Origin of the sequence: Parasedimentitalea denitrificans, assembly GCF_011813015.1 — a bacterium.
Lineage (GTDB): Bacteria > Pseudomonadota > Alphaproteobacteria > Rhodobacterales > Rhodobacteraceae > Parasedimentitalea > Parasedimentitalea denitrificans.
This window is the reverse complement of the sequence record NZ_QHLQ01000008.1, coordinates 20,957-43,114: the sequence shown is the minus strand read 5'-3', so window position 1 is coordinate 43,114 and position 22,158 is coordinate 20,957. Positions and strand designations below refer to the sequence as shown.

Genomic DNA, 22,158 nt, shown 5'->3' with positions numbered 1-22,158 from the left:
TTTTGAAAATAATGCGGCTGAACCGTGGCGGGTTCCGGCCACATTGCTGCCAAAGGTGTTACAATCAGAGCCTGCGGCACGGATTGTTTTCGGACGGGCGCATAATGGCTGCGCCCAGCCCAAACCTTGCTTGGAATTAGTCGGTGAAATTCGGGCAGAAACTCAGTGCCTTACCTATCAATGGCAGCTCCCATAATGGCCAGTGACTGTTGGTATACAGTGGCAGCGTTCCACTGTTTCAGCACCGCGTAGTTCGGCTCGCCGGGCTGATAACCTTTGCCCTTTTTCCAGCCCTTCTTACGTAGATAATTCGCGGTCGAGGCCAATGCGTCAGCCATGTCGTAGAAATCAACCCGTCCGTCACCGCCCCAATCGACACCGTATTGCAGCGCATTGCCCGGCAGAAACTGGGTATGGCCTAATTCGCCATGTTTTGCGCCTCGGGTGGCCGGGGTTATGGCCCCTTGATCCACCAGTTTTAATGCGCCGATGGCATGGGGCAAAAAGAAGTCAGACCGTCGGCAGTCATAGGCCAATGTGGTAATGGCGGGGACAATCTGGCTGTCGCCCATAAAGTGGCCAAAGGCAGTTTCCATTCCGTGAATGGCGATTAACACTCCGGCGGGCACCCCGTACTTCTTTTCCAGTGAGGCATAGAATTCGCTGTTGCGCGCTTTGCGTTTGCGCCCCTGTGCTATGATTGTATTTGAGCCGCGAATTTCCATGAATTTTTCCAGCGTGTAGCGGAAACTCTTTTGGTTACGGTCGGCCGATATCGTCCGGCTGGCGTATTGGGCCGTCTGTAGTGCATGGAGTCCTGGCTTTTTTACACCCGCCTGTCTGGCTTGGCGGGCGAAATCAGTCTTCCATGCTGCGAACCCAGCGGATGTATTGCCGCATGGGGCAGCAAGAGCTGGGCCTGCAAGGCAGAGGCAGAACAGGGACGACAACAGAGGTAAACGCATAAAACTGGCTTTCTCTAAAATGGACCTAGTTTAGCGTAGTGCCGTGGACCTGAAAAACCATGGGAATTATGTGCAGGTTCTCTCCGTTAGGGTTAGGCGAACGCTGTTGTGGCTGAAATTGCCAGACCATCAGCAACGGCGGTCATTGCATTGTCTTTGTGGATTTGGGCGTCAGGGCACAGTTGACGCATCTTTTGCTCGATCACTTTCATCAGGGATGAGCCACCAACCAGAACAATTCGGTCGATCTGTTCAGCCCGCACCCCAGCCAGCACCAGCGTTTCAGCCGCGCCTGCGGCGATTTCATCCACCTGAGTTTCCAGAGAACTTTTTACCATTTCCCCTGCCAATGGCACAATTAGGCCGCGTTCCAGCTCCTTTAGGTCAATGCGCGGGGCAGGGTGGTCGGGTTGATTGCTTTGGATTTTCCCTTTCTCAACCGCAAAGGCGATGTCGTGGCCCAGCTCGTCCTCCAGCACTGCGACCAGCCGCGCCAGTTTTTCTGGCTCGGCGGCATTGCTGGCTAAATCACTTGCTTTACGGCGGGTATCCGCAGCGTAAAGGAACGGGATCATCTGCCAGGTGGCCAGATCGTTGAATATCTTGGCGGGGGCTGGCAGAGTCCCTGGACCAAAGGCATTCCGGATTGAACTGCCACGACCTAATAGAGGCATCACATGATCAATGCTCAGGCGGCGATCAAAATCAGTGCCACCTATGCGCAACCCATAGCTGGCCAGAATTTCAGTCTCTCCGGTGTCCTGCTGGCGAAACACCGAGAAATCAGATGTACCGCCGCCAATGTCAACAATCAGCCCAAGTCCGTTATCTGGAGCAGTCGCTCGCGCGGCGGCTTCAGGCTCATACATGAACTGAACATCCCGAAACCCCGCCGCGAGGTAGCAATCACGCAGATCAATTTCGGCCTGGGCGTTTCTAGCGTCGTCTTTGCTGTGAAACCGCACTGGGCGGCCAGACAGGGCATGGGTGAATTCCTGATAGGTTGCGGCCTCGGCCCGCGTTTTTATTTCACGCAGAAACCGGGCGATGATTTCGATGAAATCAATACGTTCGCCGTTAAGCCGCCGTTCCTCGCGCAAGAGGGGGGTTCCCAGCAAGCTTTTGAGGGCACGCATAAACCGGCCTTCCTCACCCGAAATTAGGGCCTGTGTTGCGCTACCACCAATCCGCATCCGCCGCGGCAGTTCTTCAAAAAACACAGCTGTTGGCAGGGTCTTCTCTCCGGGTTCCAGTTCAACCAGCCAGGGCTGTCCATTTACCGAAATTCCGGCGGCGGAATTTGAGGTTCCAAAATCAATGCCAAGGGTATTTGGGGCGCTCATCACGGGCTCCTATCTTTGGGCTGAGCCGGGGTCGTTATCACGCCAATTGGAAAACCAAAATACCCAGATGAGCATCCGTTTAGAAAAACACCTATTTAGCGGATTTCAGGCCAGAGTCCTGGGTCCAATTCGGCAACAAAAGGAGCGAGCATTTCCTCATGCTGGATCCATTTATTGACCGATTTTTTGTGTACCGGTTGGCGGACTTGGTGAAGGCTCATGGTTCGAACCTGACCCGCATGTTTGTGAGGCTGGGCCATTGATGGTGTCCAGTCGAGCCCACAGTGTTCGGCTATTTTCTTGGTGGAGGTATCGATGTCGCTGACAAGGTCTTCATATGGCATATCGAGAATTTCTCCCGGCATAACTTTGTGCCAATGTGCCATGATTTCCGCGTACAGATTAAATTTGTGGGCTATCGCTTTTAGGTCGTATGAATAGGTAATAGACCCAGAAGTGAAATGACTGTGCCACTGAGACAAGGCTACATCGCGTGGGTCGCGGCGTAGATTGATGAAGCGGGCATTTCCAAATGCTGATTTAAGAGGACCGATATAGCGATGGTTTTCGGGCATTTTGTCAACGTAGGCGAAGGTATCGGAAGGCAAGGGCGGTAAATTCTCTTGCTGTAACTCGGCAAGTTTCTTCTGCTCGTCCGCGCCAAATGGAAGGTCATCTTGGAAAGTTGATAGCAGTATTTTCGATAGCCTGCGCTCACCCAATGGAGCCACATTTGGGTGCGCCCCTAGAGTGGTTTCGGTTAGCGTCGTTCCCGAACGGGGGAGACCAACAACGTAAATTGGCCTAGGGTCAGGGGGATCTTGGTTCCCAACCAAATCCGGTCCCGAATAGCGTGAAATGATATTCTTATGTACATTCGTTTCCCTAGCAGCGTCATAGGGAGTTTTTTTTGCTACTTCACGGTTAGCACGCACATAGTAATTCTCTGCGGACGAAACATCACCAGCCTGGCGGTCGATGTGGGCCAATGTAAAGTAGAGATATGCTCGGTTTGAAGCTTGGAGAGATGAGTTGTCCAATGCCTTGAGCGCCGTGTTCCGAAGTTCGACATTCTGTTCCTTGGTTTGGAATAGAGACAATTCTTCCATTGTACTGTAACTGACGGGAGATAGTTTCAAGAGGCCTAAGCAAAGGGAACGGGCTTCTGCCTGTTGTCCCATGGTCAAAAGCTGAGTTGCTAGGGGAGCCAAGGTCTCAATGTCTTGTGGTGCCAAAGTTGCAGCTTTCTGACGTAGGGACAGAGCTTCGTCAGTTATGCATTGGTATGACAGAAGGCTAGCAGTTAGTTCCAACAAGTTGATGTTGGAGGGTGCGATCTTGAGAGCGCTACGACACGCCTCTAAGGCGGCGGATATGTGGCCTATTTTTTCCAAAGCATCAGCATGGAGCTTTAGAGTGTCTTCGTTCTCGGGTTCTATCTCAAGTGCTTTCTCTGCGGCCGCCAGAGCATTTCTATCATCTCCGAGATTGCGCCTAGCGAGGGCTATATGGCGCCATGCCTGGCCATCTCGGGGGTTATTTCGAATTGCCTTAGAGAGTACTTTTATAGCGTTCTCATTTTGGTGGAGTGAAACGAGTGCCATGCCAAGATTGCGTCGCGCATCGTGGAAGTTGGGATCCAGAGACAGGGCTTTTTGATACAGGGGAACTGCCTCACGCTTTTTGTCCATCGAGCACAGGCATACAGCTGCAATGTTTGGAAAAGCAGGGTGTTTCTTGTGCCTTCGCATTCCGGCGCGCGCGGATTTGAGGGCGGCTTTGTACCGTCCTTGCTGGGCTAAGTTTAGTGTCGACTGCAAATCTGTAAATAAGGTCATGCGTCATCCCTGAGCCATGCGATGGAAAAATGCAAGTTGGGAAATCTCTGGGCCGTGCCTCGAGACGAATTCTGCTTCAGATCACAAGAAGGGCGCCCCGAAGGACGCCCTTACAAGATCTCTATTGGGTAGCTTAGCAGCTGTAGTACATGCCAAACTCAACTGGGTGCGGTGTGTGCTCGAACAGTTCGACTTCACCCATCTTAAGAGCAATGTAGCCGTCGATTTGGTCTTTGGTGAACACGTCGCCCTGCAGCAGGAAGTCGTGGTCAGCAGCCAGGCTGTCCAAAGCTTCACGCAGGGAACCACATACTGTTGGGATCCCTTCCAACTCTTCTGCTGGCAGGTCGTACAGGTTTTTGTCCATGGCTTCGCCAGGGTTGATTTTGTTCTTGATGCCGTCTAGGCCAGCCATCAGCAGTGCAGCAAAGCACAGGTATGGGTTGGCAGCCGGATCAGGGAAACGAGCTTCGACGCGCTTGGCCTTTGGCGATTCAGTCCATGGGATACGAACACAACCCGAACGGTTACGAGCCGAATAGGCGCGCAGAACTGGGGCTTCGAAACCTGGGATTAAACGCTTGTAGCTGTTTGTCGCTGGGTTTGTGAAAGCGTTCAGTGTCTTGGCGTGCTTCAGGATACCACCGATGAAGTACAGGGCTTCGTCCGACAGATCAGCGTATTTGTCGCCAGCGAACAGTGGCTTGCCGTCTTTCCAGATCGACATGTTCACGTGCATGCCGGTGCCGTTGTCGCCATAGATCGGCTTGGGCATAAAGGTAGCGGACTTGCCATAAGCATGTGCCACGTTGTGGATCACGTACTTGTACTTCTGCAGCTCGTCGGCCTGTTTGGTCAGGCTGTCAAAGATCAGGCCCAGTTCGTGCTGACAGGACGCAACCTCGTGGTGGTGCTTGTCCACTTTCATGCCCAGACGCTTCATGGTCGACAGCATTTCCGAACGCAGGTCCTGGGCTTCGTCGATTGGGTTGACTGGGAAGTAGCCACCCTTAACGCCAGGGCGGTGACCCATGTTGCCCATTTCATACTCGGTGTCTGTGTTCCAGGACGCATCGGATGCGTCAACTTCGTAGGACACTTTGTTGATCGAGTTCGAGAAGCGAACGTCGTCAAACAGGAAGAATTCAGCTTCTGGACCCATGTAAGCAACGTCGCCGATGCCCGAGGATTTCAGGTAAGCTTCGGCCTTTTGAGCGGTGCCGCGTGGGTCACGCTGATAGGCTTCGCCTGTATCAGGCTCCACAACCGAACAGTGAATGCACAGTGTTTTCTCGGCGTAAAACGGATCAACATAGGCACTTGTTGTGTCTGGGATCAGTTTCATGTCGGAGTTTTCGATCGACTTCCAGCCTTCGATCGACGAGCCGTCGAACATAAAGCCTTCTTCGAGGAAGTCTTGGTCAACCAGATCCACGTCAACTGTGACGTGCTGCAATTTGCCGCGAACGTCGGTGAAACGGATATCAACATAAGCGATATCATCGTCTTTGAGTGTCTTGAGAACTGCGTCTACGCTCATCCCCTGGGTCCTTCTGATATGGATAGTCAGTGTATTGAATGCTGTAATTTACAGCGCGTCCGAGCCGGTCTCGCCGGTCCGAATGCGAATAGCTTGTTCGATGGACGAGACAAATATCTTGCCGTCGCCGATCTTGTCCGTCTTGGCTGCGTCAACGATGGCTTCGATTGCAGCGTCGACCTGATCGTCGTCCAGTACAATCTCGACTTTCACCTTGGGTAGGAAATCCACCACGTATTCGGCGCCGCGATATAGTTCTGTGTGGCCTTTCTGGCGGCCAAATCCTTTGACCTCGATGACCGAGAGCCCCTGAACACCGACGTCTTGCAACGCTTCCTTCACCTCGTCCAGTTTGAACGGTTTGATGATGGCTTCGATCTTTTTCATGTCTCGGGCTCCTCACAGCTTGTCGAGGACGGTCAGAACACTTCTTATTAGGAACAGCAATGTATACCGTGGCGAAGGCGGGAAATCAGCAATTGCTCGGCAGTGCCTTGCTTAATTTGAAAGCGCCGTGCCTAATTTATGTGCGAAATTGAATCGATGAGGCTTGAAGATGACTGAACTGCTAACCGCCGCCCAGATGCGCGCCATTGAACAGGCCGCAATCGAGTCTGGTGAAGTGACCGGACTGGAGCTGATGGAGCGGGCCGGGCAAGGGGTTGTTGAGGCGATTTTTGAGGAATGGCCAGAGCTAGCCGATGGGGATCGCAGGGCCGTCGTTTTATGCGGACCCGGGAACAACGGTGGTGATGGTTTTGTGGTAGCGCGGTTGCTGAAAGAGCGCGGCTGGGATGTGAGCGTGTTCTTGTACGGGGACGCCGACAAGCTGCCACAGGATGCTAAGGCGAACTGCGAGCGGTGGAAAACATTGGGGGACGTGCGCCCCATCGAGGACTTTCAGCGTCCAATAGGATGGACCGCGTCCATTTATATAGATGCAGTGTTTGGAACAGGGTTGAGCCGTCCACTTGGAGATCTCCACAATGAGCTTTGGGAGACTTTTGATGCTGATGCGGGCCTGCCGCGGTTGGTCGCGGTAGATACGCCTTCGGGAATGTGTTCCGATAGTGGGTTCGCGCTGCGTGACGGGAGCAAAGAACGTCTTCCCGCACCGCTGCCAAATCTCGTGTTTGAGGCACAGCTAACGGTGGCTTTCCATAGTCCGAAAATTGGCCACTACCTTTCTGAAGGGGAGGCAAGTTGCGGTAAGGTTATTGTTAAGGGCATTGGGCTTCCAAGGCGCAACAATATTGGCCCCAAGGGAAAGGGAGTCGTGAAACTTGCGTCGCCAATCATACGCGGGAAGCGTGGAGTGAACCACAAATACGGCCACGGTCACGCGCTGGTTCTCTCTGGTAGCCACGGCAATACCGGAGCGGCGCGGTTGGCAGCACGGGGGGCGTTGCGCATAGGGGCAGGGCTGGTCACACTGGGATCTCCTCGCTCGGCCATGTTGGAAAATGCCTGTAACCTGACCGCCGTGATGCTGCGGCAGATCGACGGCGCGCTGGGGCTGACGGAGCTGCTCGAAGATTCCCGGTTCAACGCCATTTGTCTGGGGCCGGGGCTAGGGATCCGCGCGGACACGCAGGCCATGGTTTTTACGGCTCTCAAGGCGGAGCGACCCACCGTACTGGACGCTGACGCGCTGAGCCGGTTCAGAACCAAGCCTGAGGCTCTGTTCGACGCACTGCATAAAGACTGTGTGCTCACCCCGCATGGGGGCGAATTTGCGCGGCTGTTCCCGGACTTGGCCGAGAAGCTGGACGCCCCTGCGACCACTGGCCCAGCCTATTCCAAAGTTGACGCCACCCGCGAAGCAGCAGAACGTGCGGGATGTGTAGTGTTGTTCAAGGGGGCGGATACTGTCATCGCCAACCCGGATGGGCGCTGTTCGATTAACTCTGCTCTATACGACCGTGCAGCCCCTTGGCTGGCAACTGCTGGGTCGGGAGACGTACTGGCAGGCTTTATCGCGGGGTTATTGGCGCGTGGATTTGCGCCGATGCAGGCAGCTGAAACCGGGGCGTGGTTGCATGTGGAATGTGCCCGAAAATTTGGCCCAGGCCTGATAGCCGAGGATCTGGCAGAGCAACTGCCGACGGTGTTTCGTGAACTAGGGCTTTAGGCTGCTGGCCTTAGGCGCATGTTGGCATGAAGGGCGCCGGCGACTTCCAGTCCTCCGGCATAGATCACATGTGTCTGTTCCAATTGCAAAGAATACAATTCCAGCACCTGCAGTCCTTGGTCGATGATGAATTCGCCGTCGACCAGTGACGCCGCCGGTACCAGTGCTTGGTCCTGACCAAATAGAGCCTGCGCACGCCAGTCGCGGACGAAAACCTGTTGGTCGGCCGGTAAGATAATGTCGCTTTCGGGGCGGGTGTCGCCCAGTGATCCGGCCGCAATGGAGATCGCCCGTCGAAGGAGCCTTTGTCGGGAAATGTTCTGAACCTGAACCATACCGGCGCCGCGTGTGATGACATGGTCGCCGACTTGGATGTCCTGAACCGCCATTTCACCCTTGCGCGTCAGCACAATGGTGTCGCGCAATAAACCCGCCGAAGGTGTCGCCTCCGGTGAGTGGTGGCCTTGTTGTATAGGCGGAATCGTGCTCCGCACAGGCTTTTTGCTCTGCGTTGTCATGGCGTTCTCGCTCTGTCTGCCTCAGTATTTTTTTCCGCCAAATTGTGGCAAAACCATGCAGTTGTCGCGGCCTTTTGTTGCCAGAGGTAAACAATGTATGAATAGACGAGAAATTGTTGCCGTCCTGCCATAATTGTTTTTGCAAGAAGTGCCGATTTCCTCTCGCATCCCGGAGAAAGCTTTGCTATCAGCCCCTCACGCAAGGTGAATAGCCAAAGCGTAACGTGCGGGTGTGGCGGAATTGGTAGACGCACCAGATTTAGGTTCTGGCGCCGCGAGGCGTGGGGGTTCGAGTCCCTTCACCCGCACCATTTTCAGTTGTTTCAAGTGCTTATAGTGTAACTTATAGTGTAATCTGTAGCCTTTGTAGGTGCAAATATGACGTCTGCTGATACAAGTAAGACGACTGATGCAAACGACACAAAATTCCTGATCACTAGAGGGAAGAAAGGCACTTGGTTAATACGAGTCCTAGTCCCATTCTAACTGCGAGAGATGTACGGACCTAAGCTAGGCGTTTCGACAAAGATAAGTGATCTAGCCATTGCCCAATTGAGGGGCTTAGAATTTGCTTGTGGCCTACCAATGTTCCACGGTTTCGCTGTGAGTTTAAATGAGATGTGCTCCGATTCAGCTGGGGTGGAACTGATCAATGTGGACGATGTCTTAGGCGGTGCTGGGGTCAATCATCTGAGACACGTTAGGACGCTTGACGCTTTGGTGTAGGATTGGTTGGCTGACTGTCGGTGTTCTGGGTTTAAAGCTTCCACAATCTTCGGATAAGAGACCTTCCTTTCAGTGTAGCTTGTCTTTTTAGGTCATCGAGGCAAGGTCATGAGCGACGTGTATCAACTCGTTACGACCGTTGCCCGAAAGTTCTGTTGGCTGCAATCGCCCTCTTTGCAACCGTCATATTTCGGTTATGAATCCTGAACCTAGAAGCGGGTTGATGAATCGGTATCATTCACCTCAAGTGATATAAAGTGGACGTTACATTTTCTCTTGTCCGCTTAAATGCCTAAAATTTTTAAATGAATTGTCTAAAATTGAATTTGGATAAATTCCGCCTTCTGGCGGCGAGAACACGAAATGATCCTATAGGCAATACTAGTAGGCAGCTGAGGTGCGAAGAACCTTTCCAAGGTATTGAAAATAAGGGGAAGAGTAGCACGACCGCTGGATTTATTTCTTGAACTGCATTCTGAAGTAATGGCGAAACAATATTGTTTTCAAATGCGTCATAAAACTCTCTTGGATCAATAATTGTGTGTTTTTTTGAGGCGGCAACGCTCAAAATTGGGCGAAAGTAAGACGTGTACAATTTTATTGTTTCCGTTTTGTTATCAGTCGCAGTCCAACAGTCCGCCTTGCAAAATGTGAGGTTTGAAAATGGTTGCGCTAGAAATCGGCTCAGAGATCGGAAACCCGATTTCACAAAACTTGTTTGGAGGGAACTTTCTGTTCACTCGTGACCGACTAGGCGACGAAGGAACATACGACGAAGTCTCGGCGGCCTTGGGTACCGAAAATATTAGATACCCCGGAGGCTCAATCACAGAACGGTTGTTTGATATTACTGATCCGGATCGAAGTATTGCCTTCGACTACGAAGCCGAAAAATTTGTCGAGATTGTTCCAATTTCCGAATTTCTGGCGTTTGCAGAACAAGAAGGTCTCACAGTAACTGTTGTGCTGCCCACAAGGTCATTTTTGTCTGAAGAAACAGACATAAATGACAACCGTTTCGTGGAAATTGATGAACAAGCTCTCTCCCAATTTGCAATAGACGTTGCATCCGGTGTTTACGGAAACGCCAAAATTGACGCATTCGAAATTGGTAATGAGTATTGGGGATCGGGTGAGATGTCATCCGTGGAATACGGACGTGTCTCAAGCAGGATGGTGGAGATATTGGACGCGGCATTGGATTCAGTATCTAATGCAGACTTTCCCTCCGATGACATTGATCTTGTCGTTCAATCGGGGACGAATTTTTCACATTCTCAACTGGACGACCAGTATTCCTACACTTCCGATCCAGATGAAATCTTGGAGGCTCTTCAAGCTGATTATGGTTTGGACCCAGAGGGAGACTTCAAGTTTAGTTCTGGCGCTCTAAATTGGACTTCCATTAACGATGAAATGATAACGAGGGAGTTCGACACACCGGAAGAGATCGGTGGCTTAGATGCGGTCGCAGCTCACGTATACTCACGTGAGCCAGAAGTCCCGGGTACTCGAGACTTCTTCCTAAAACAGATAGATAATTCCTGGCTTGAGAAATTCCCTGATTTAGAGACCTATATAACAGAGTGGAATCTTAAATCAGGTGTCGGAGCGTTAGGCAGTAGCGATTATGGGCTAAAGCAGGCCCATGAAATGCTGAATATCATAGAGGCATTCTCAGACCATGGCGTCGACGCAGCCCACGTCTGGCCCCTGTCTCAAAATACAAGTAATGCGCTTAGCCGTGGATTTGAGTTTGAAAAGCTTTCCGCCCCAGGTGAGATGTTTCGCCTCATGGAAGAGGAGCTAACTGGAACAAGGCCACTAGATCTTATCGGGTCGGATGGAGGAGAAACCGAAATTTCAGTCTCGAACATTGATGTGCATGCCTTCGCTAGCCCCGAGAAATACGTCATGTATTTGGCTTCCACCTCTGACGAAGTGACCAACACTACGGTCGACCTGAGCAACCTGCTGAGTGAAGACGATTCAGCCTACGTAACATACCTCGGAGTTCAACCGGGCGATGACCCGGGAGGTATCACGTCGGACGCCTTTATCGAGGAACCCTCGGCTAGAGAAGTTCAGCAGGAGATCTTTGTTAATGGAATTGTCAAAGTCGATCTCGATGCCCATGAAATTATGCAAGTCGTGATCAATTCCCCGACTTGGAGCGATGATATGGAAAACTATTGGTCCAACATTGGCGGTGACAGCTCAGAACCAGTCGACGAACCAGTAATTCCAGAAACTGACCCGCCAAACGACGACGACGCCCAAAAATATGACCAAGTTGAAGTATCCGATGAAGGCGGCGATGATGGCTCGGGTTTCTCCGGGATTCTCGTCGCTTTGTTGCCTTTGTTAGCCCTGTTTGGATTGGGTTGAGTATGACTGATTTTACGGTCTTGGATGGCTTAATTCCGCCTTTTTCAAACGCTTTCATATTGGCTCGGTTTTCTAGTTCCCAGGACCGAGCGCACGCAGTTTTCTCCCAAAAGACCGTTTCCTTGTATAGTCGGAGGTAATGCTATGGGAATTTTAATGTTTATGGGAGTGGCATTGTTTGCCTCCTTTGCAATTGGTGGCTTGTTCGAGGACGGTGAAACTACCGAGGATCTAGTTGATGAAGAAGGCAACAATGAGCCGGGTTCAATAGCCAAAATAATTGGTGAAGGCGACGAAGAAGAACAGGAAAACGCTGTGGATGGTGGATCTGAAACGATCCGTCCTGATATCGTTTTTTCGGACCTAGATGCAGCTCATTGGGACACTGAGAACTTCCAATCTTTGTCACCAGATCAACTCACAGATATGTCCATTGACACAGATCGAGCAGTTTATGTTGCCGACACGGGACTTGCTGAGAATGTCGATGTATCCGAATGGTCACATGCTATAGTTTACTCTGGTGAAGGCGATACTGTGATTGGAGGAGAAGATCACCCTGAGGGTGAGCAGTTTGCCGTGATCTCTAGCGGAGGATCTGTTGTCTTGGGGGGAGATGGAGATGGGGTATTTATTGCACTAAACGATGGGGGGGTATTGCAAGCTGGTGCAGGGGACGATCTCTTAGTGTCTGATAGTGGTGCTGCGCATCTTGATGGCGGGGATGGAAACGATACAATTTATGCTTGCAACAGCGACTGGGTGCCCCCCTCGGCGACCAGTCGATTTGAAGACTACACTGATTCCAGTATAGACACAGTTTCGGGTGGAGCGGGCAATGATGTAATCGTCGCGTCGAGCGGTGACATTGTTAACTCGGGAACCGGTTCAGATGAAATATTCCTCTTCGGATATCACAATTCAGTTCAGGATTTTGAAGTTGGATGTGACAGGATAATCTCTTTCCTTCCGAGTGAACAAAGTGAGGGTGGGTCATCGATTCCGATTCAAAATGAGCTGTTTGAATTGTTTGAAGACGGCACTGTGCTTCAAATTCAGTACGATGGAGAAAATATTCTCTCCGTTCCAAGCGATGGGGAACTCAATGTTGCGTTTTCCAACCACAGTAACCTAGAAAGTCTAACCTTTATCTTACAAGGGGATAGTGCCTTCGATGGAGCAGATATTGTCTTTATGTACTACCCGACGGTCGAATCGTAGATCAATAAGCCTTGCTAGCCGCCCTTGGCCGACCTCCTGTTCTGGGTTTGACCGGCTCTTTCTCTAAGCGGCGAGTTCAGCATTCCACCATTGTCCTCGGACCAATAGCGGACAAGGTCCCATTGTCTTCGACGCGCAAGCCATCCAGGGCGATCCTGATCTTCCCTTCAGATGAATAGTGTTTGCGGGTTGCCCGTTTGATATCTTTGACGATCTTCTCGCCAAGGCTTTTGCGTGTTCCTGTTGTCTTTCTCAACACCCACTCCTCAGTGGTTGCGACGAGCCAAGAACTCTCTTTTATCAAATGCGGCTATTTGGCTCCCTAAGCGCTGACGTCAGACAAAGTGTTCAGGAAGGTTCTCTTACAATACAAGCCAAGCCAGCTATATCGGCTGCAAGGTGCTCCGGGCACCTATCCTTTTGAGTTAACAAAATTGTCTGCTGTTTAAGTGAAATCTAGACGAACGGAGTGGGCGAATCGTTGGCTGACTGCCACCACTTTCTATTCACTAGGTCAACCTATAAGGTACCCACAAAAACTGTGGATAAAGCTGAGGATAGTTGGCCTCGGGATTAGCTAAATCACTATGAGCTATGACCATAATGCGATTTGCCTGTTTTTTAAGCGTTACAGTAAAAGCTCTATATCCTGAATAGATTGACGTGAGGCCGTTTTAACCAATGTAGCAACCACCATGGTTCTGAACGGTTAAGTATTCTCTTTGTGTATCGAAAACCGATCTGTGCATAACAATGTTTCAAACGGCACTTCTTGGACCTCTGTTCCCGTCTAAGGACCCGCATAATATAGTTAAAACAACCACCAAAGTGCCGTTTAACTAGACCTGTGGAGACACTTATACATGGCAAACAAGCGTAAGAATGAAAGAGCAACCTCCTATACTAAAGAGATAGGGGAGGAACTGTGCCCACGCTGGTCATAGAGGGACACTTGATCGAATAATGTTTGAATTCTGCAAACGGGATGAAGCGAGACGCTTCCTGCCCGGTAAAAAGTTTTGGGAGGCAAGAAGTTTAGCTGTTAAAAAAACAACTCAGAGACTCTTGAAGCGCTAGAGATCGACTGCACGGAGTATTTCGACTGAGCACATGAGAACCCACTCATGATGATTGAGACGGTAAGATTCCAAGGGGAGGCCAAGCAGTTTCAAGCCTCCAAATTGCGAGCAATGACAATCGGCACCCTATGTCCAATCCTCGATATGACACCGCGCCAATGGATGAACTGGAGTGATGATCCTCCCAGCTACTAGACGAGTGGAAGAAGGTACTGCAGCCCGTGTTTTTTAGCGCACTTGGCATCTTTCTGCCATTGTCATTGGATTGGCTGCGACCAAGGCAGAGACCAGACATGGTCTAGGTATTGAGGCTTACACTGCGAGGCGTTTCACTCTGCTCTGATGAGTAGCGCAGAAGCGGCAATCGCGCGGCCGGAGCGCTCGTGATGCATCGGTCGACGATGGGATTGGCAGTTCACACCAATGGGTGCCAGTTGGGATTGGCGGTCTGAATCTGGTAAGGGTAGTTTTGCGCAGTCTGGCGAGTGCGAAGCTGAAAAACAACAGCATAGACTGCGGGAATAGCTCTGCGCTTGGTCAACAACCTACAAACTAAAGGCGCAGCCCTTTTAACACGGCGGCGCTTTTGGTATCTAGAGGCTAGCATTAACTAACTGCGACCGGTTTAAAGTGTTGTGGAATCCAAATGCAACCTTAGGGTATTTGAGGGTACTTAAGAATTTCGATGCCGTCTTGTTTGTCCAAAAAATTGACGAGTTCGGAGAATAACTGGTTGTCTATCGAGTCCAGTATTTCCTCTAGGATATCGCAATCCCCTGTTCCCTTAGGATGTTCTTGTGTTCGAGACGATTTGAATCTTGCCTTTTTTAGGTCGTAAGAGTGCCAAGGACCCATGCTTTCAGGAAGAGAGTTTCCTGTTGCATCTGCGCAAATGCCGATTTTTTTTTCTAGGGTCGAAAACATAAATGTAGTCACGTGACTTTTCCCTTTTTTGTTTGCTCCATTCACTGGTCTATTGACTTATGGAACGGATGCCCCTCATGGGTGTTCCAAAGAAAACTGGCTACGGCAGCCGCAGCAGCTCCATCAACGAATGTGGCAGACTTACCTTCTTGTTTTTTTGTTTTCGCCACTGTTCGCAGAGATCACCGGCTAAAACATGTGTTTTGCCAAAGGTGAAACAATTTCTACTTAGCTAATCCCTGTGCAAGATCGATGTCTTTTCGGATCTTGGACTAGCAGCAATCGTGTTACACTAAACATATCCCAAAAACGGTTCTGTTTTTGCAGTCATGGTTAGCTACGAGTTGTTTCACACCCGGCAGCATGTAGGTCTAGCGTAGGTATAGTTTCCCTTCTCGCCCACCGGTCTAAAAGGCGCACTGCTCTCCCTTTTGGGAGCCAAATTATCTAAAGTATACTCCGCCTGACCTTTCGGTACCTTGTGGTTAAGGAAACCAAGGCCTGACGGTTCATGCTTAATCCAATGGTAAGATTAAGTCGCCCACCGCGATTCCATCAGATACTCCCTAAGGTTGTACGCTGTCGCCTTTGTTGCCAATGACGTGAAGTTCTTTGCCCGAAATATCTTGTAGCTCAATACTTGTGCTAGTCGAGGGCTCAAGCTCTGCGTCTTCTAAGAAGGTTACGAAGACACTTGGTCCAAGTTTCGTTCACCTAACTTCGTCGTGTCGCCAACGCTGCAAAGCAAGGGTAGTTGCCGCATCACTGGTTTCTAAACAACTTGACCGCGCAACCAAACTACCTTGGCCTCTATACCTGTCACAATGTCCGCCCGCGACTGCAGCAGAATTCGGCGGCGGTCGAAAAATTAGAATGCGCATAAGACCGCTCCACTTTGCTGCTAATACGGTGGCAAGAGCGGTTTCAGCTATATCAAAATACGCAGCATCTGTGTCTTGGACCCGTGTCCTGAAGCAAGTCCGCATCCCATGTGAGGTGCTGCCCCGGACTATCCTACAAAGCATATTGGCAACCACTACATCTGAGATCCCACCGGCCCGCCCCTAGGGAATATGCAGAAGCAGCGATGCCATTCTTCAGCCCTGGCAACAACCTCGAGCGCTGCATTGGATAAGGGCAAGGGAAACATTGGCGCAAAACAATAATGAGCCGAGCTCAGAGCTCGGCTCATTGATCTTTCTAATAGCTATGCTGTTCTTAAACTGAGACAGTTGACATCAAGAAATCCTATTGCAACAGAGTAATCTCCAGGGCGCTTATCTCAAAGGCTTGCCATGTAGGCGTCAATGGCTCCGCGGCTGTCACCTACGCCTAGCTGCTTGGCCACCCATTCAGTCATTTCTGGAGTAACATCAGCTTCGGTTACGGGGCCGGCACCAGTCGAATTAATTGCGGCAACAATTGCGTCCATCATGGCAGTTTCGTTCGCTCCGGCGGATGCTCCGTCCACTTCGCGTTGCGCGTCCTGCAGCGTTGCCCAATCTTCATTCAGCTGCGTCATCACGGATTGCGCGTCAGTCACAGCAGCAACGTCTGCTTCCCATTGATCATAGGCTGGATCATCGGCCGCTGGCTCGTTGGCCAGCAGCTCTGTCATCATGCTACTAAGCTCGCCCTGTGCTGTAGATGGATCATCAGAGATTTCCATGTCCGAGGTCATTTTCAGAAAGTCAGCTGACGTCTTGTTATATGCATCTTGCATGTCTGCCAGTGCTTCTTTTGCCAGTTCCAGATCCGCGCTGGCAGAGATGAAGTCGCGGAACGCGGCCATCTTTGGATCGGAGCTGTTCATCAATCCATTGATGTTGCGCTTTAGCGAATTTAGACTTTTGAGTTCGGATCGAAGGTTGCCATTGGGTGCGCGTCCGGAAGCCTTGGCCAGGGCATTACCATTACCATTGGCCTGACTATTGCCGCGTTCGCTCGACTTGCCGCCGCCACCGCCGCTATTCCCGCCGCCGTTGTTACCGCCGCCACTGTTACCGCCACCGTTGCCGCCGCTATTCCCATTGCCTTTACCGGCAGCCCAAGCCGCACCAGAGCTTTGAGATCCTGTCGCATCGGTGGTTATCGCCAAGGTTGGCCCCATTACAGCAATAGAGGCAACAGTCAGCACATTGATAAGTCTCATCCCAGGTCCCTTCGTGTTATTCAATTGATCCTTATATAGATCGCGTTAAGGTTTAGGATAGGAATGCGTTTGAATTGTGGCAAGCCTCGGCAGTGTGATTGGCGCAAGAGCGCGACAGAAGCGTCGGGGGTTATTGCGATCTCTAATATTGTAGGATCGTTTCTCAATTGCAGTTTAGTATATACTACTGTTGCGAAGTTTGCTTATTTATATACCTCTCCAAGGGCGCACATGAAGATTTGGGGGCGACCTAAGCCTAGCCACGCGGTGCGGAAAACTCGGTGAGGCTCTCGCAGAGGGCAGTCGGCAGGACGAAATAGGGAAAATATGATACGCTTTGTAAACACTAAGTTGCTTTCGGGAGCGCTTGCCCTGGTTCTGTGTGGTGCGACAGTTGCATATCCTGAAGCCGATCAGAATTGGCAGGTGTATAAGAATAGCATGGCCGGGTGGCAGATAGAATTCCCAGCTGGATTGCTGACACCTATGCCTGAGGCTGACAGTAAAATCAGCAGGGGTTTTCGTAGCGCCGATGGGGCGGCCATGTTGGTTGTCAGTAGATCGCTGAATATGTTCGATGATCTGGATAGTTTTCGTGCCGATCAATTGGCACAGAAACGCAACGCAAGAGTGACATACAAGCCGAAAGGGGATGGTTGGTTCGTCCTGTCCGGGTATCGTGGGAACAAGATCTATTATGAAAAGTACGTATTTTCAAAGGATCAACTTTTGATCCAGGAATTTGTAATCGAATACGACCAGGACCAGAAATCGGTTTACAATGCTGTGTCGGCCCGCATGTCCAAGAGTTTTTCCTATACGGAACAAGACTGGTAAACGTGGCAATGGAGGCGTTTGGCTATTGCCCCACGGGGTTGGCCGCTAGGAAATTGGCACATTGCTGTTGTAGCCAAAAACCAAACGTTTGAGCTGATTAGCCCCACTTAAGAGGTCAACTTTGAAAGTTAGTGCATTGTCGGCCTTTGGTCCATCGGGACGATGGCCTCTGGCGCAGGTGGATGGTCTCCCCGAGCACTATGTGGTCGTTTGGTGTTGTAGTGGTTCCTCCAGCTTTCGATGATGATTTGGGCTTCACGAAGCGAGTAGAAGATTTTACCGTTCAGCAATTTGTCTCGCATTCGCCCGTTGAAGCTCTCGCAGCATCGGTTTTCCCAGGGCGATCCAGGCTCAATATAGGCCATCTTGGCCCCAACGGCTTTGATCCAGTTTCTAACCGCTTCCGCAATAAACTCGGGGCCGTTGTCTGATCGAATGTATGCAGGCACACCGCGAAGAATGAACAGGTCCGTCAGTGCGTCGATGACCTCGGTCGAGTTCAGCTTTCGCTTCACGCGGATCGCCAGACATTTCCGGCTGTGTTCGTCCAAGATGTTCAATGCCCTGAACGCCCTGCCATCATCGGTTCGGTGATGCACGAAGTCGTACGACCAGACATTATGACGATGCTAGGGGCGCAGCCGGACACATGATCCGTCGTTCATCCTGAGCCTTCCCTTCTTGGGTTGCTTCATTGGAACCTTCAGCCCCTCGCGCCGCCATAGGCGTTCAACACGCTTGTCAATCACCTGCCAGCCTACGTCCCTCAGTAAGGCAGCAACTCGACGGTAACCATATCGACCAAACTGGCGCGTCAGCTCGATGATTTCCTCGACCAAAGGTTCTTCGCCAGCACGTCCCAGTGGCAATCGGCGTCGTGTGAATCGGTGTTGGCCCAGGACGCGGCACTCACAACGCTCAGAAACACTCATCTGATTACGCACATGATCAATGCAGGCACGGCAATGCAAAGGGGCCAGAAGTTTCCCGTTGCGGCTTCCTTCAAGATCAGTTTGTCCAATGTCAGGTCAGAAACGGCTTGCCGAAGTAGCTCGTTTTCTTTCTGAAGCCACTTCAGTTCCTTGAGGTGTTCCATGCCCATTCCGCCGTACTTCTTCTTCCAGCGATAATAGGTTTGTTCAGTCACGCTGATCTATCTGACCGCAGACATCCGGGGCATACCTTGCCCCATCAACACTTCAACCTGCCGTAACTTCCGACAATCTCTTCTGGTTTAAGTCCCTTAATGGCCATCTACGGTCCTCCGCTTTCCTAATTATAGGGGGGGAACATTTCATTGGGGGAGGCTCAAGCCATCATCGATTGTGCCGACCAACGCGTATTGGAGTAATCCAGAGCTGGAAGTTCCGGCCTATGACCTAGACAAAGCACGTAAAATCCTGGCCGACGCTGGCTTTACCTGGGATGCGGATAGCCGACTGCATTTCCCAGACTAAGAACATAAACAGTTAAGAGAGAGGGCCAGTCTTGGCCCTCTTTCCGCTCCTCCCTCAAGCAGGTGACCCATGCCGATCAACAAAAACCTTTTGAGGTACAAGGATGAGTTCACAGCGCTTCGGCGCCAGATACATGCAAACCCAGAGCTGTTGTTCGACGTTCACGAAACCGCTGCATTAGTTGCGCAAAAACTGCGTGATTTTGGCGTCGATGAGGTTGTAACCGGTATCGGTCGGACCGGTGTTGTCGGCGTAATCAAGGGTGCAGCGCCGGGACGCACAATTGGCCTGCGGGCCGATATGGACGCGTTACCAATTCCCGAAGAAACCGGATTGAGTTACGCGTCCACCCGCCTAACAGCATTGATGCATGCTTGTGGCCACGACGGCCATACATCAATGCTGTTAGGCGCCGCCAAATACCTGTCGGAGACACGCGATTTTGCAGGAACCGCAGTTGTCATCTTTCAACCAGCCGAAGAGGGCGGCGGTGGCGGCCGAGAGATGGTAGAGGGCGGGTTGATGGACCGTTTCGACATACAAGAAGTCTACGGGTTGCACACATTTCCACACCAACATTCTGGGGCTTTTGCGATCAGACCTGGCCCTGTTCTGGCCTCGGTGGATACATTTGAAATCCAAGTATCCGGCAAGGGCGCACATGCAGCCAAACCGCAGGCCTCGATCGACCCGATAGTCACCGCGTCAAGTATTGTTCAGTCGTTGCAGACAATTACATCGCGAGGCGTCGACCCCAAAGAGGCGCTCGTGGTCTCTGTGACAACATTCAACGCTGGTCAGGCCACAAATGTCATACCGCAAAAGGCCGTTCTGACCGGGACTGTGCGCTCTCTTTGTTCTAAAGTCCGGGAGGCAGCAGAGGTACAATTGACCCGGATTGTATCGGGTACAGCTGCCGCACACGGGGCTGTAGCTGAGATCGCGTATCAACGGGACTACCCAGTGATGAGCAACCATGCCGCGCAGGCGACGATTGCGGCTGATGTTGCCGCTGGCATGGTCGGCGAAGCCAACGTCAATCGGAACTTCCCCTCCAGCATGGGCGGAGAGGATTTTGCCTTTATGCTTCAAGAGCGTCCCGGCGCGATGATCTTCATGGATCAGGGCCTAGGCCCGGAACTTCACCACCCTGCCTTTGACTTTAACGACGACGTTCTTCTGACAGGTATGTCGTTTTGGGTGAACCTAATGCAATCGCGTGGAGTAATGTAATGGCGCGAAAGACACCAATACGGAACTAGACGGATCAGGTAGCTTTCACCACAATATCGCAGGTCAGCTACGACTCAGATAGGCAAAATCCCGGCGTTTCGACAATAATATTTGGTAAGCGTTGCCCCCTAATCCTCCCAAGTCACTGGCGTGGATCACTTTTCTTTTTCGGGCGGCCTCTTGCAATTTGCAGAGATCTGCCTGAAATTGCCGGGCAGTTGCGGGGCTAAATAGATGCTCTGGAATACCTTTGGAAAATGCGCATACTTCGCGTCGTTTCCAAATAGAATATCGTCAGGAACTATTTCTGACCGTGCGCGATTTGTTACCGGATTGCGGGCCACGTAAAACACTCCCGCTAAAGAGGTCAGGATGTGAAGGAGCCCCTTTTCGCTTGGCCGAATTGGGGTTTTTTTATTGCGCGATGGGCGCAGGAGGACATGTGATGAGTGACACTTGGAACAAGGCCACCAAGATGGTGCATGGCGGTACCCGCCGTAGCCAGTACAACGAAGTCAGCGAGGCGATTTTCCTTACGCAGGGCTTTGTCTATGACAGCGCCGAACAGGCCGAGGCCCGGTTTATCGAAACCGGCCCAGACGAGTTCATCTATGCCCGTTATGGCAACCCAACCGTGGCCATGTTCGAAGAGCGTATTGCGGCGCTGGAAGGTGCTGAAGATGCCTTTGCTACTGCATCCGGCATGGCGGCTGTCAACGGTGCGCTGACCTCGATGCTCAAGGCGGGCGACCATGTGGTCTCGGCAAAGGCGCTGTTTGGGTCGTGCTTGCATATCCTTGAAACCGTGCTGGGCGGTTTTGGTGTGGACGTCACGTTTGTTGATGGAACCGACCTGGACCAGTGGCGTGCGGCCGTGCGCCCCAACACCAAGGCGGTGTTCTTTGAATCCATGTCCAATCCAACGCTCGAGGTGATCGACGTCGCAGCAGTGGCCGAGATTGCCCATGGTGTGGGTGCGACTGTTGTGGTGGACAATGTGTTCTCAACCCCTGTTTTCTCGAACGCGATCGCGCAAGGCGCCGATGTGGTGGTCTATTCAGCGACCAAACACATCGATGGGCAGGGGCGTGCGTTGGGCGGTGTGGTACTGGGCACCAAAGAATTCATCCGCGGCCCGCTTGAAACCTACATGAAACACACTGGCGGCTCGCTGAGCCCGTTTAACGCCTGGGTGATGTTGAAGGGGCTAGAGACCATATCACTGCGAGTGAATGCGCAGGCGGAAACAGCACTGAAAATTGCCTCTGCGCTGAACGGTCACGCCGCGCTGGAACGCACCATCTATCCTGGACTGCCAGGTCATGCGCAAAACGCCCTGGTGCAACGCCAGCTGGGCGGCAAGGGTGGTACTGTGCTGTCGCTGGACCTGAAGGGCGGCAAAGAGGCTGCGTTCAAGTTTTTGAATGCGCTGACTATTCCAGTGATCTCTAATAACTTAGGCGATGCCAAATCCATCGCCACCCATCCGGCCACCACCACTCACCAGCGCCTGCCGGAGGAACTGAAGGCCGAACTTGGTATTTCCCCGGGATTGGTTCGGTTCTCAGTAGGACTAGAAGATTCGGATGACCTGATCGCCGACCTGAAACAGGCATTGGAAGCTGCACAAGGCTGAAGCAAAAAGGGCCAAAATGGTCCAACCTTCATCTGGCCAAAAATATCCTCGGGGGTGAATTGTCCAGCAGGACAAGAGGGGGCAGACAGCCCCCTTTCAGCTCCTGCAGCACTATTTGCGGCAGAATTGATGCCGATTTCGCCGCAATTGGTGCATCCCTTTTGTGTTTA

At 51.7% G+C, this 22,158-nt stretch carries 14 protein-coding genes, 1 tRNA gene, 3 pseudogenes and 1 riboswitch; of the genes and pseudogenes, 9 read left to right on the top strand and 9 right to left on the bottom strand.

The genetic code is table 11. From position 1 onward, the window contains the following. Nucleotides 1-170: 170 nt before the first annotated feature. The 5 genes from DL239_RS09790 to DL239_RS09770 all read right to left on the bottom strand — a co-directional run bounded on the left by DL239_RS09790 (nt 171) and on the right by DL239_RS09770 (nt 6,073). Entirely contained in the window at nt 171-965 is a 795-nt protein-coding gene (locus tag DL239_RS09790) for a lytic murein transglycosylase (protein ID WP_167683830.1), read from the bottom strand. Between the two features lie 92 nt (nt 966-1,057). Continuing rightward, nucleotides 1,058-2,308, bottom strand: a complete 1,251-nt coding sequence (locus tag DL239_RS09785; RefSeq protein WP_167683829.1) for an Hsp70 family protein — start codon at nt 2,306-2,308, stop codon at nt 1,058-1,060. A 95-nt stretch (nt 2,309-2,403) separates the two neighbouring features. Next, nucleotides 2,404-4,146: a tetratricopeptide repeat-containing sulfotransferase family protein gene (locus DL239_RS09780; protein WP_167683828.1), complete on the bottom strand. Its 1,743-nt coding sequence runs from the start codon at nt 4,144-4,146 to the stop codon at nt 2,404-2,406. Between the two features lie 133 nt (nt 4,147-4,279). Further along, nucleotides 4,280-5,686 (bottom strand): type I glutamate--ammonia ligase, encoded by a 1,407-nt coding sequence (gene glnA, locus DL239_RS09775; RefSeq protein WP_167683827.1) that lies wholly within the window; start codon nt 5,684-5,686, stop codon nt 4,280-4,282. Nucleotides 5,687-5,734: 48 nt separating this feature from the next. Next, a complete protein-coding gene (locus DL239_RS09770) occupies nt 5,735-6,073 on the bottom strand; it encodes a P-II family nitrogen regulator (protein WP_167683826.1) in 339 nt (112 codons plus the stop codon). Nucleotides 6,074-6,242: 169 nt separating this feature from the next. On the opposite strand from DL239_RS09770, the gene DL239_RS09765 reads away from it, so the two are divergent. After that, complete coding sequence (locus DL239_RS09765) at nt 6,243-7,817, top strand: NAD(P)H-hydrate dehydratase (protein WP_167683825.1); 1,575 nt, start codon at nt 6,243-6,245, stop codon at nt 7,815-7,817. Here the strand turns inward: DL239_RS09765 and DL239_RS09760 are convergent. Further along, nucleotides 7,814-8,242 (bottom strand): Hint domain-containing protein, encoded by a 429-nt coding sequence (locus DL239_RS09760; protein WP_240931829.1) that lies wholly within the window; start codon nt 8,240-8,242, stop codon nt 7,814-7,816. The genes DL239_RS09765 and DL239_RS09760 overlap by 4 nt on opposite strands. A 319-nt stretch (nt 8,243-8,561) precedes the next feature. On the opposite strand from DL239_RS09760, the gene DL239_RS09755 reads away from it, so the two are divergent. From DL239_RS09755 to DL239_RS09740, 4 genes and pseudogenes are all read left to right on the top strand, one after another. After that, nucleotides 8,562-8,646, top strand: a tRNA-Leu gene (locus tag DL239_RS09755). A gap of 528 nt (nt 8,647-9,174) precedes the next feature. Beyond that, a pseudogene (locus DL239_RS09750) lies at nt 9,175-9,261 on the top strand (IS5/IS1182 family transposase); the annotation flags it as partial. Between the two features lie 463 nt (nt 9,262-9,724). Beyond that, nucleotides 9,725-11,449: a type I secretion protein gene (locus DL239_RS09745; RefSeq protein WP_167683823.1), complete on the top strand. Its 1,725-nt coding sequence runs from the start codon at nt 9,725-9,727 to the stop codon at nt 11,447-11,449. Nucleotides 11,450-11,593: 144 nt separating this feature from the next. Next, nucleotides 11,594-12,670, top strand: coding sequence for a calcium-binding protein (locus DL239_RS09740; protein WP_167683822.1), 1,077 nt, complete (start codon nt 11,594-11,596; stop codon nt 12,668-12,670). A gap of 121 nt (nt 12,671-12,791) precedes the next feature. Here DL239_RS09740 and DL239_RS09735 read toward each other — a convergent pair. Next, nucleotides 12,792-12,926, bottom strand: a pseudogene (locus DL239_RS09735) (IS3 family transposase); the annotation flags it as partial. Between the two features lie 3,029 nt (nt 12,927-15,955). Then, entirely contained in the window at nt 15,956-16,825 is an 870-nt protein-coding gene (locus tag DL239_RS09730) for a hypothetical protein (RefSeq protein ID WP_167683821.1), read from the bottom strand. Between the two features lie 327 nt (nt 16,826-17,152). Between DL239_RS09730 and DL239_RS09725 the strand changes: the two genes are divergently transcribed. Next, nucleotides 17,153-17,662 (top strand): hypothetical protein, encoded by a 510-nt coding sequence (locus DL239_RS09725; protein WP_167683820.1) that lies wholly within the window; start codon nt 17,153-17,155, stop codon nt 17,660-17,662. Nucleotides 17,663-17,790: 128 nt separating this feature from the next. Here DL239_RS09725 and DL239_RS09720 read toward each other — a convergent pair. Beyond that, a pseudogene (locus DL239_RS09720) lies at nt 17,791-18,916 on the bottom strand (IS3 family transposase). Nucleotides 18,917-18,987: 71 nt separating this feature from the next. Here DL239_RS09720 and DL239_RS21800 point away from each other — a divergent pair. From DL239_RS21800 to metZ, 3 genes are all read left to right on the top strand, one after another. Next, nucleotides 18,988-19,119, top strand: a complete 132-nt coding sequence (locus DL239_RS21800) for a hypothetical protein (RefSeq protein ID WP_255456248.1) — start codon at nt 18,988-18,990, stop codon at nt 19,117-19,119. Between the two features lie 69 nt (nt 19,120-19,188). Next, nucleotides 19,189-20,352 (top strand): M20 aminoacylase family protein, encoded by a 1,164-nt coding sequence (locus tag DL239_RS09715; protein WP_167683819.1) that lies wholly within the window; start codon nt 19,189-19,191, stop codon nt 20,350-20,352. Between the two features lie 303 nt (nt 20,353-20,655). After that, a riboswitch (SAM riboswitch) is annotated at nt 20,656-20,735 on the top strand. Between the two features lie 62 nt (nt 20,736-20,797). After that, nucleotides 20,798-21,988: an O-succinylhomoserine sulfhydrylase gene (metZ, locus tag DL239_RS09710; RefSeq protein WP_167683818.1), complete on the top strand. Its 1,191-nt coding sequence runs from the start codon at nt 20,798-20,800 to the stop codon at nt 21,986-21,988. Nucleotides 21,989-22,158: the final 170 nt, after the last annotated feature.

What these genes read in the sequence shown, in the direction of transcription:
- DL239_RS09770 (WP_167683826.1), bottom strand. Translation starts at nt 6,073, where the DNA reads ATGAAAAAGATCGAAGCCATCATCAAACCGTTCAAACTGGACGAGGTG.
- DL239_RS09780 (WP_167683828.1), bottom strand. Translation starts at nt 4,146, where the DNA reads ATGACCTTATTTACAGATTTGCAGTCGACACTAAACTTAGCCCAGCAA.
- DL239_RS09715 (WP_167683819.1), top strand. Translation starts at nt 19,189, where the DNA reads ATGCCGATCAACAAAAACCTTTTGAGGTACAAGGATGAGTTCACAGCG.
- metZ (WP_167683818.1), top strand. Translation starts at nt 20,798, where the DNA reads ATGAGTGACACTTGGAACAAGGCCACCAAGATGGTGCATGGCGGTACC.
- DL239_RS09745 (WP_167683823.1), top strand. Translation starts at nt 9,725, where the DNA reads ATGGTTGCGCTAGAAATCGGCTCAGAGATCGGAAACCCGATTTCACAA.
- DL239_RS09785 (WP_167683829.1), bottom strand. Translation starts at nt 2,308, where the DNA reads ATGAGCGCCCCAAATACCCTTGGCATTGATTTTGGAACCTCAAATTCC.
- DL239_RS09730 (WP_167683821.1), bottom strand. Translation starts at nt 16,825, where the DNA reads ATGAGACTTATCAATGTGCTGACTGTTGCCTCTATTGCTGTAATGGGG.
- DL239_RS09725 (WP_167683820.1), top strand. Translation starts at nt 17,153, where the DNA reads ATGATACGCTTTGTAAACACTAAGTTGCTTTCGGGAGCGCTTGCCCTG.
- DL239_RS09740 (WP_167683822.1), top strand. Translation starts at nt 11,594, where the DNA reads ATGGGAATTTTAATGTTTATGGGAGTGGCATTGTTTGCCTCCTTTGCA.
- DL239_RS09790 (WP_167683830.1), bottom strand. Translation starts at nt 965, where the DNA reads ATGCGTTTACCTCTGTTGTCGTCCCTGTTCTGCCTCTGCCTTGCAGGC.
- glnA (WP_167683827.1), bottom strand. Translation starts at nt 5,686, where the DNA reads ATGAGCGTAGACGCAGTTCTCAAGACACTCAAAGACGATGATATCGCT.
- DL239_RS09765 (WP_167683825.1), top strand. Translation starts at nt 6,243, where the DNA reads ATGACTGAACTGCTAACCGCCGCCCAGATGCGCGCCATTGAACAGGCC.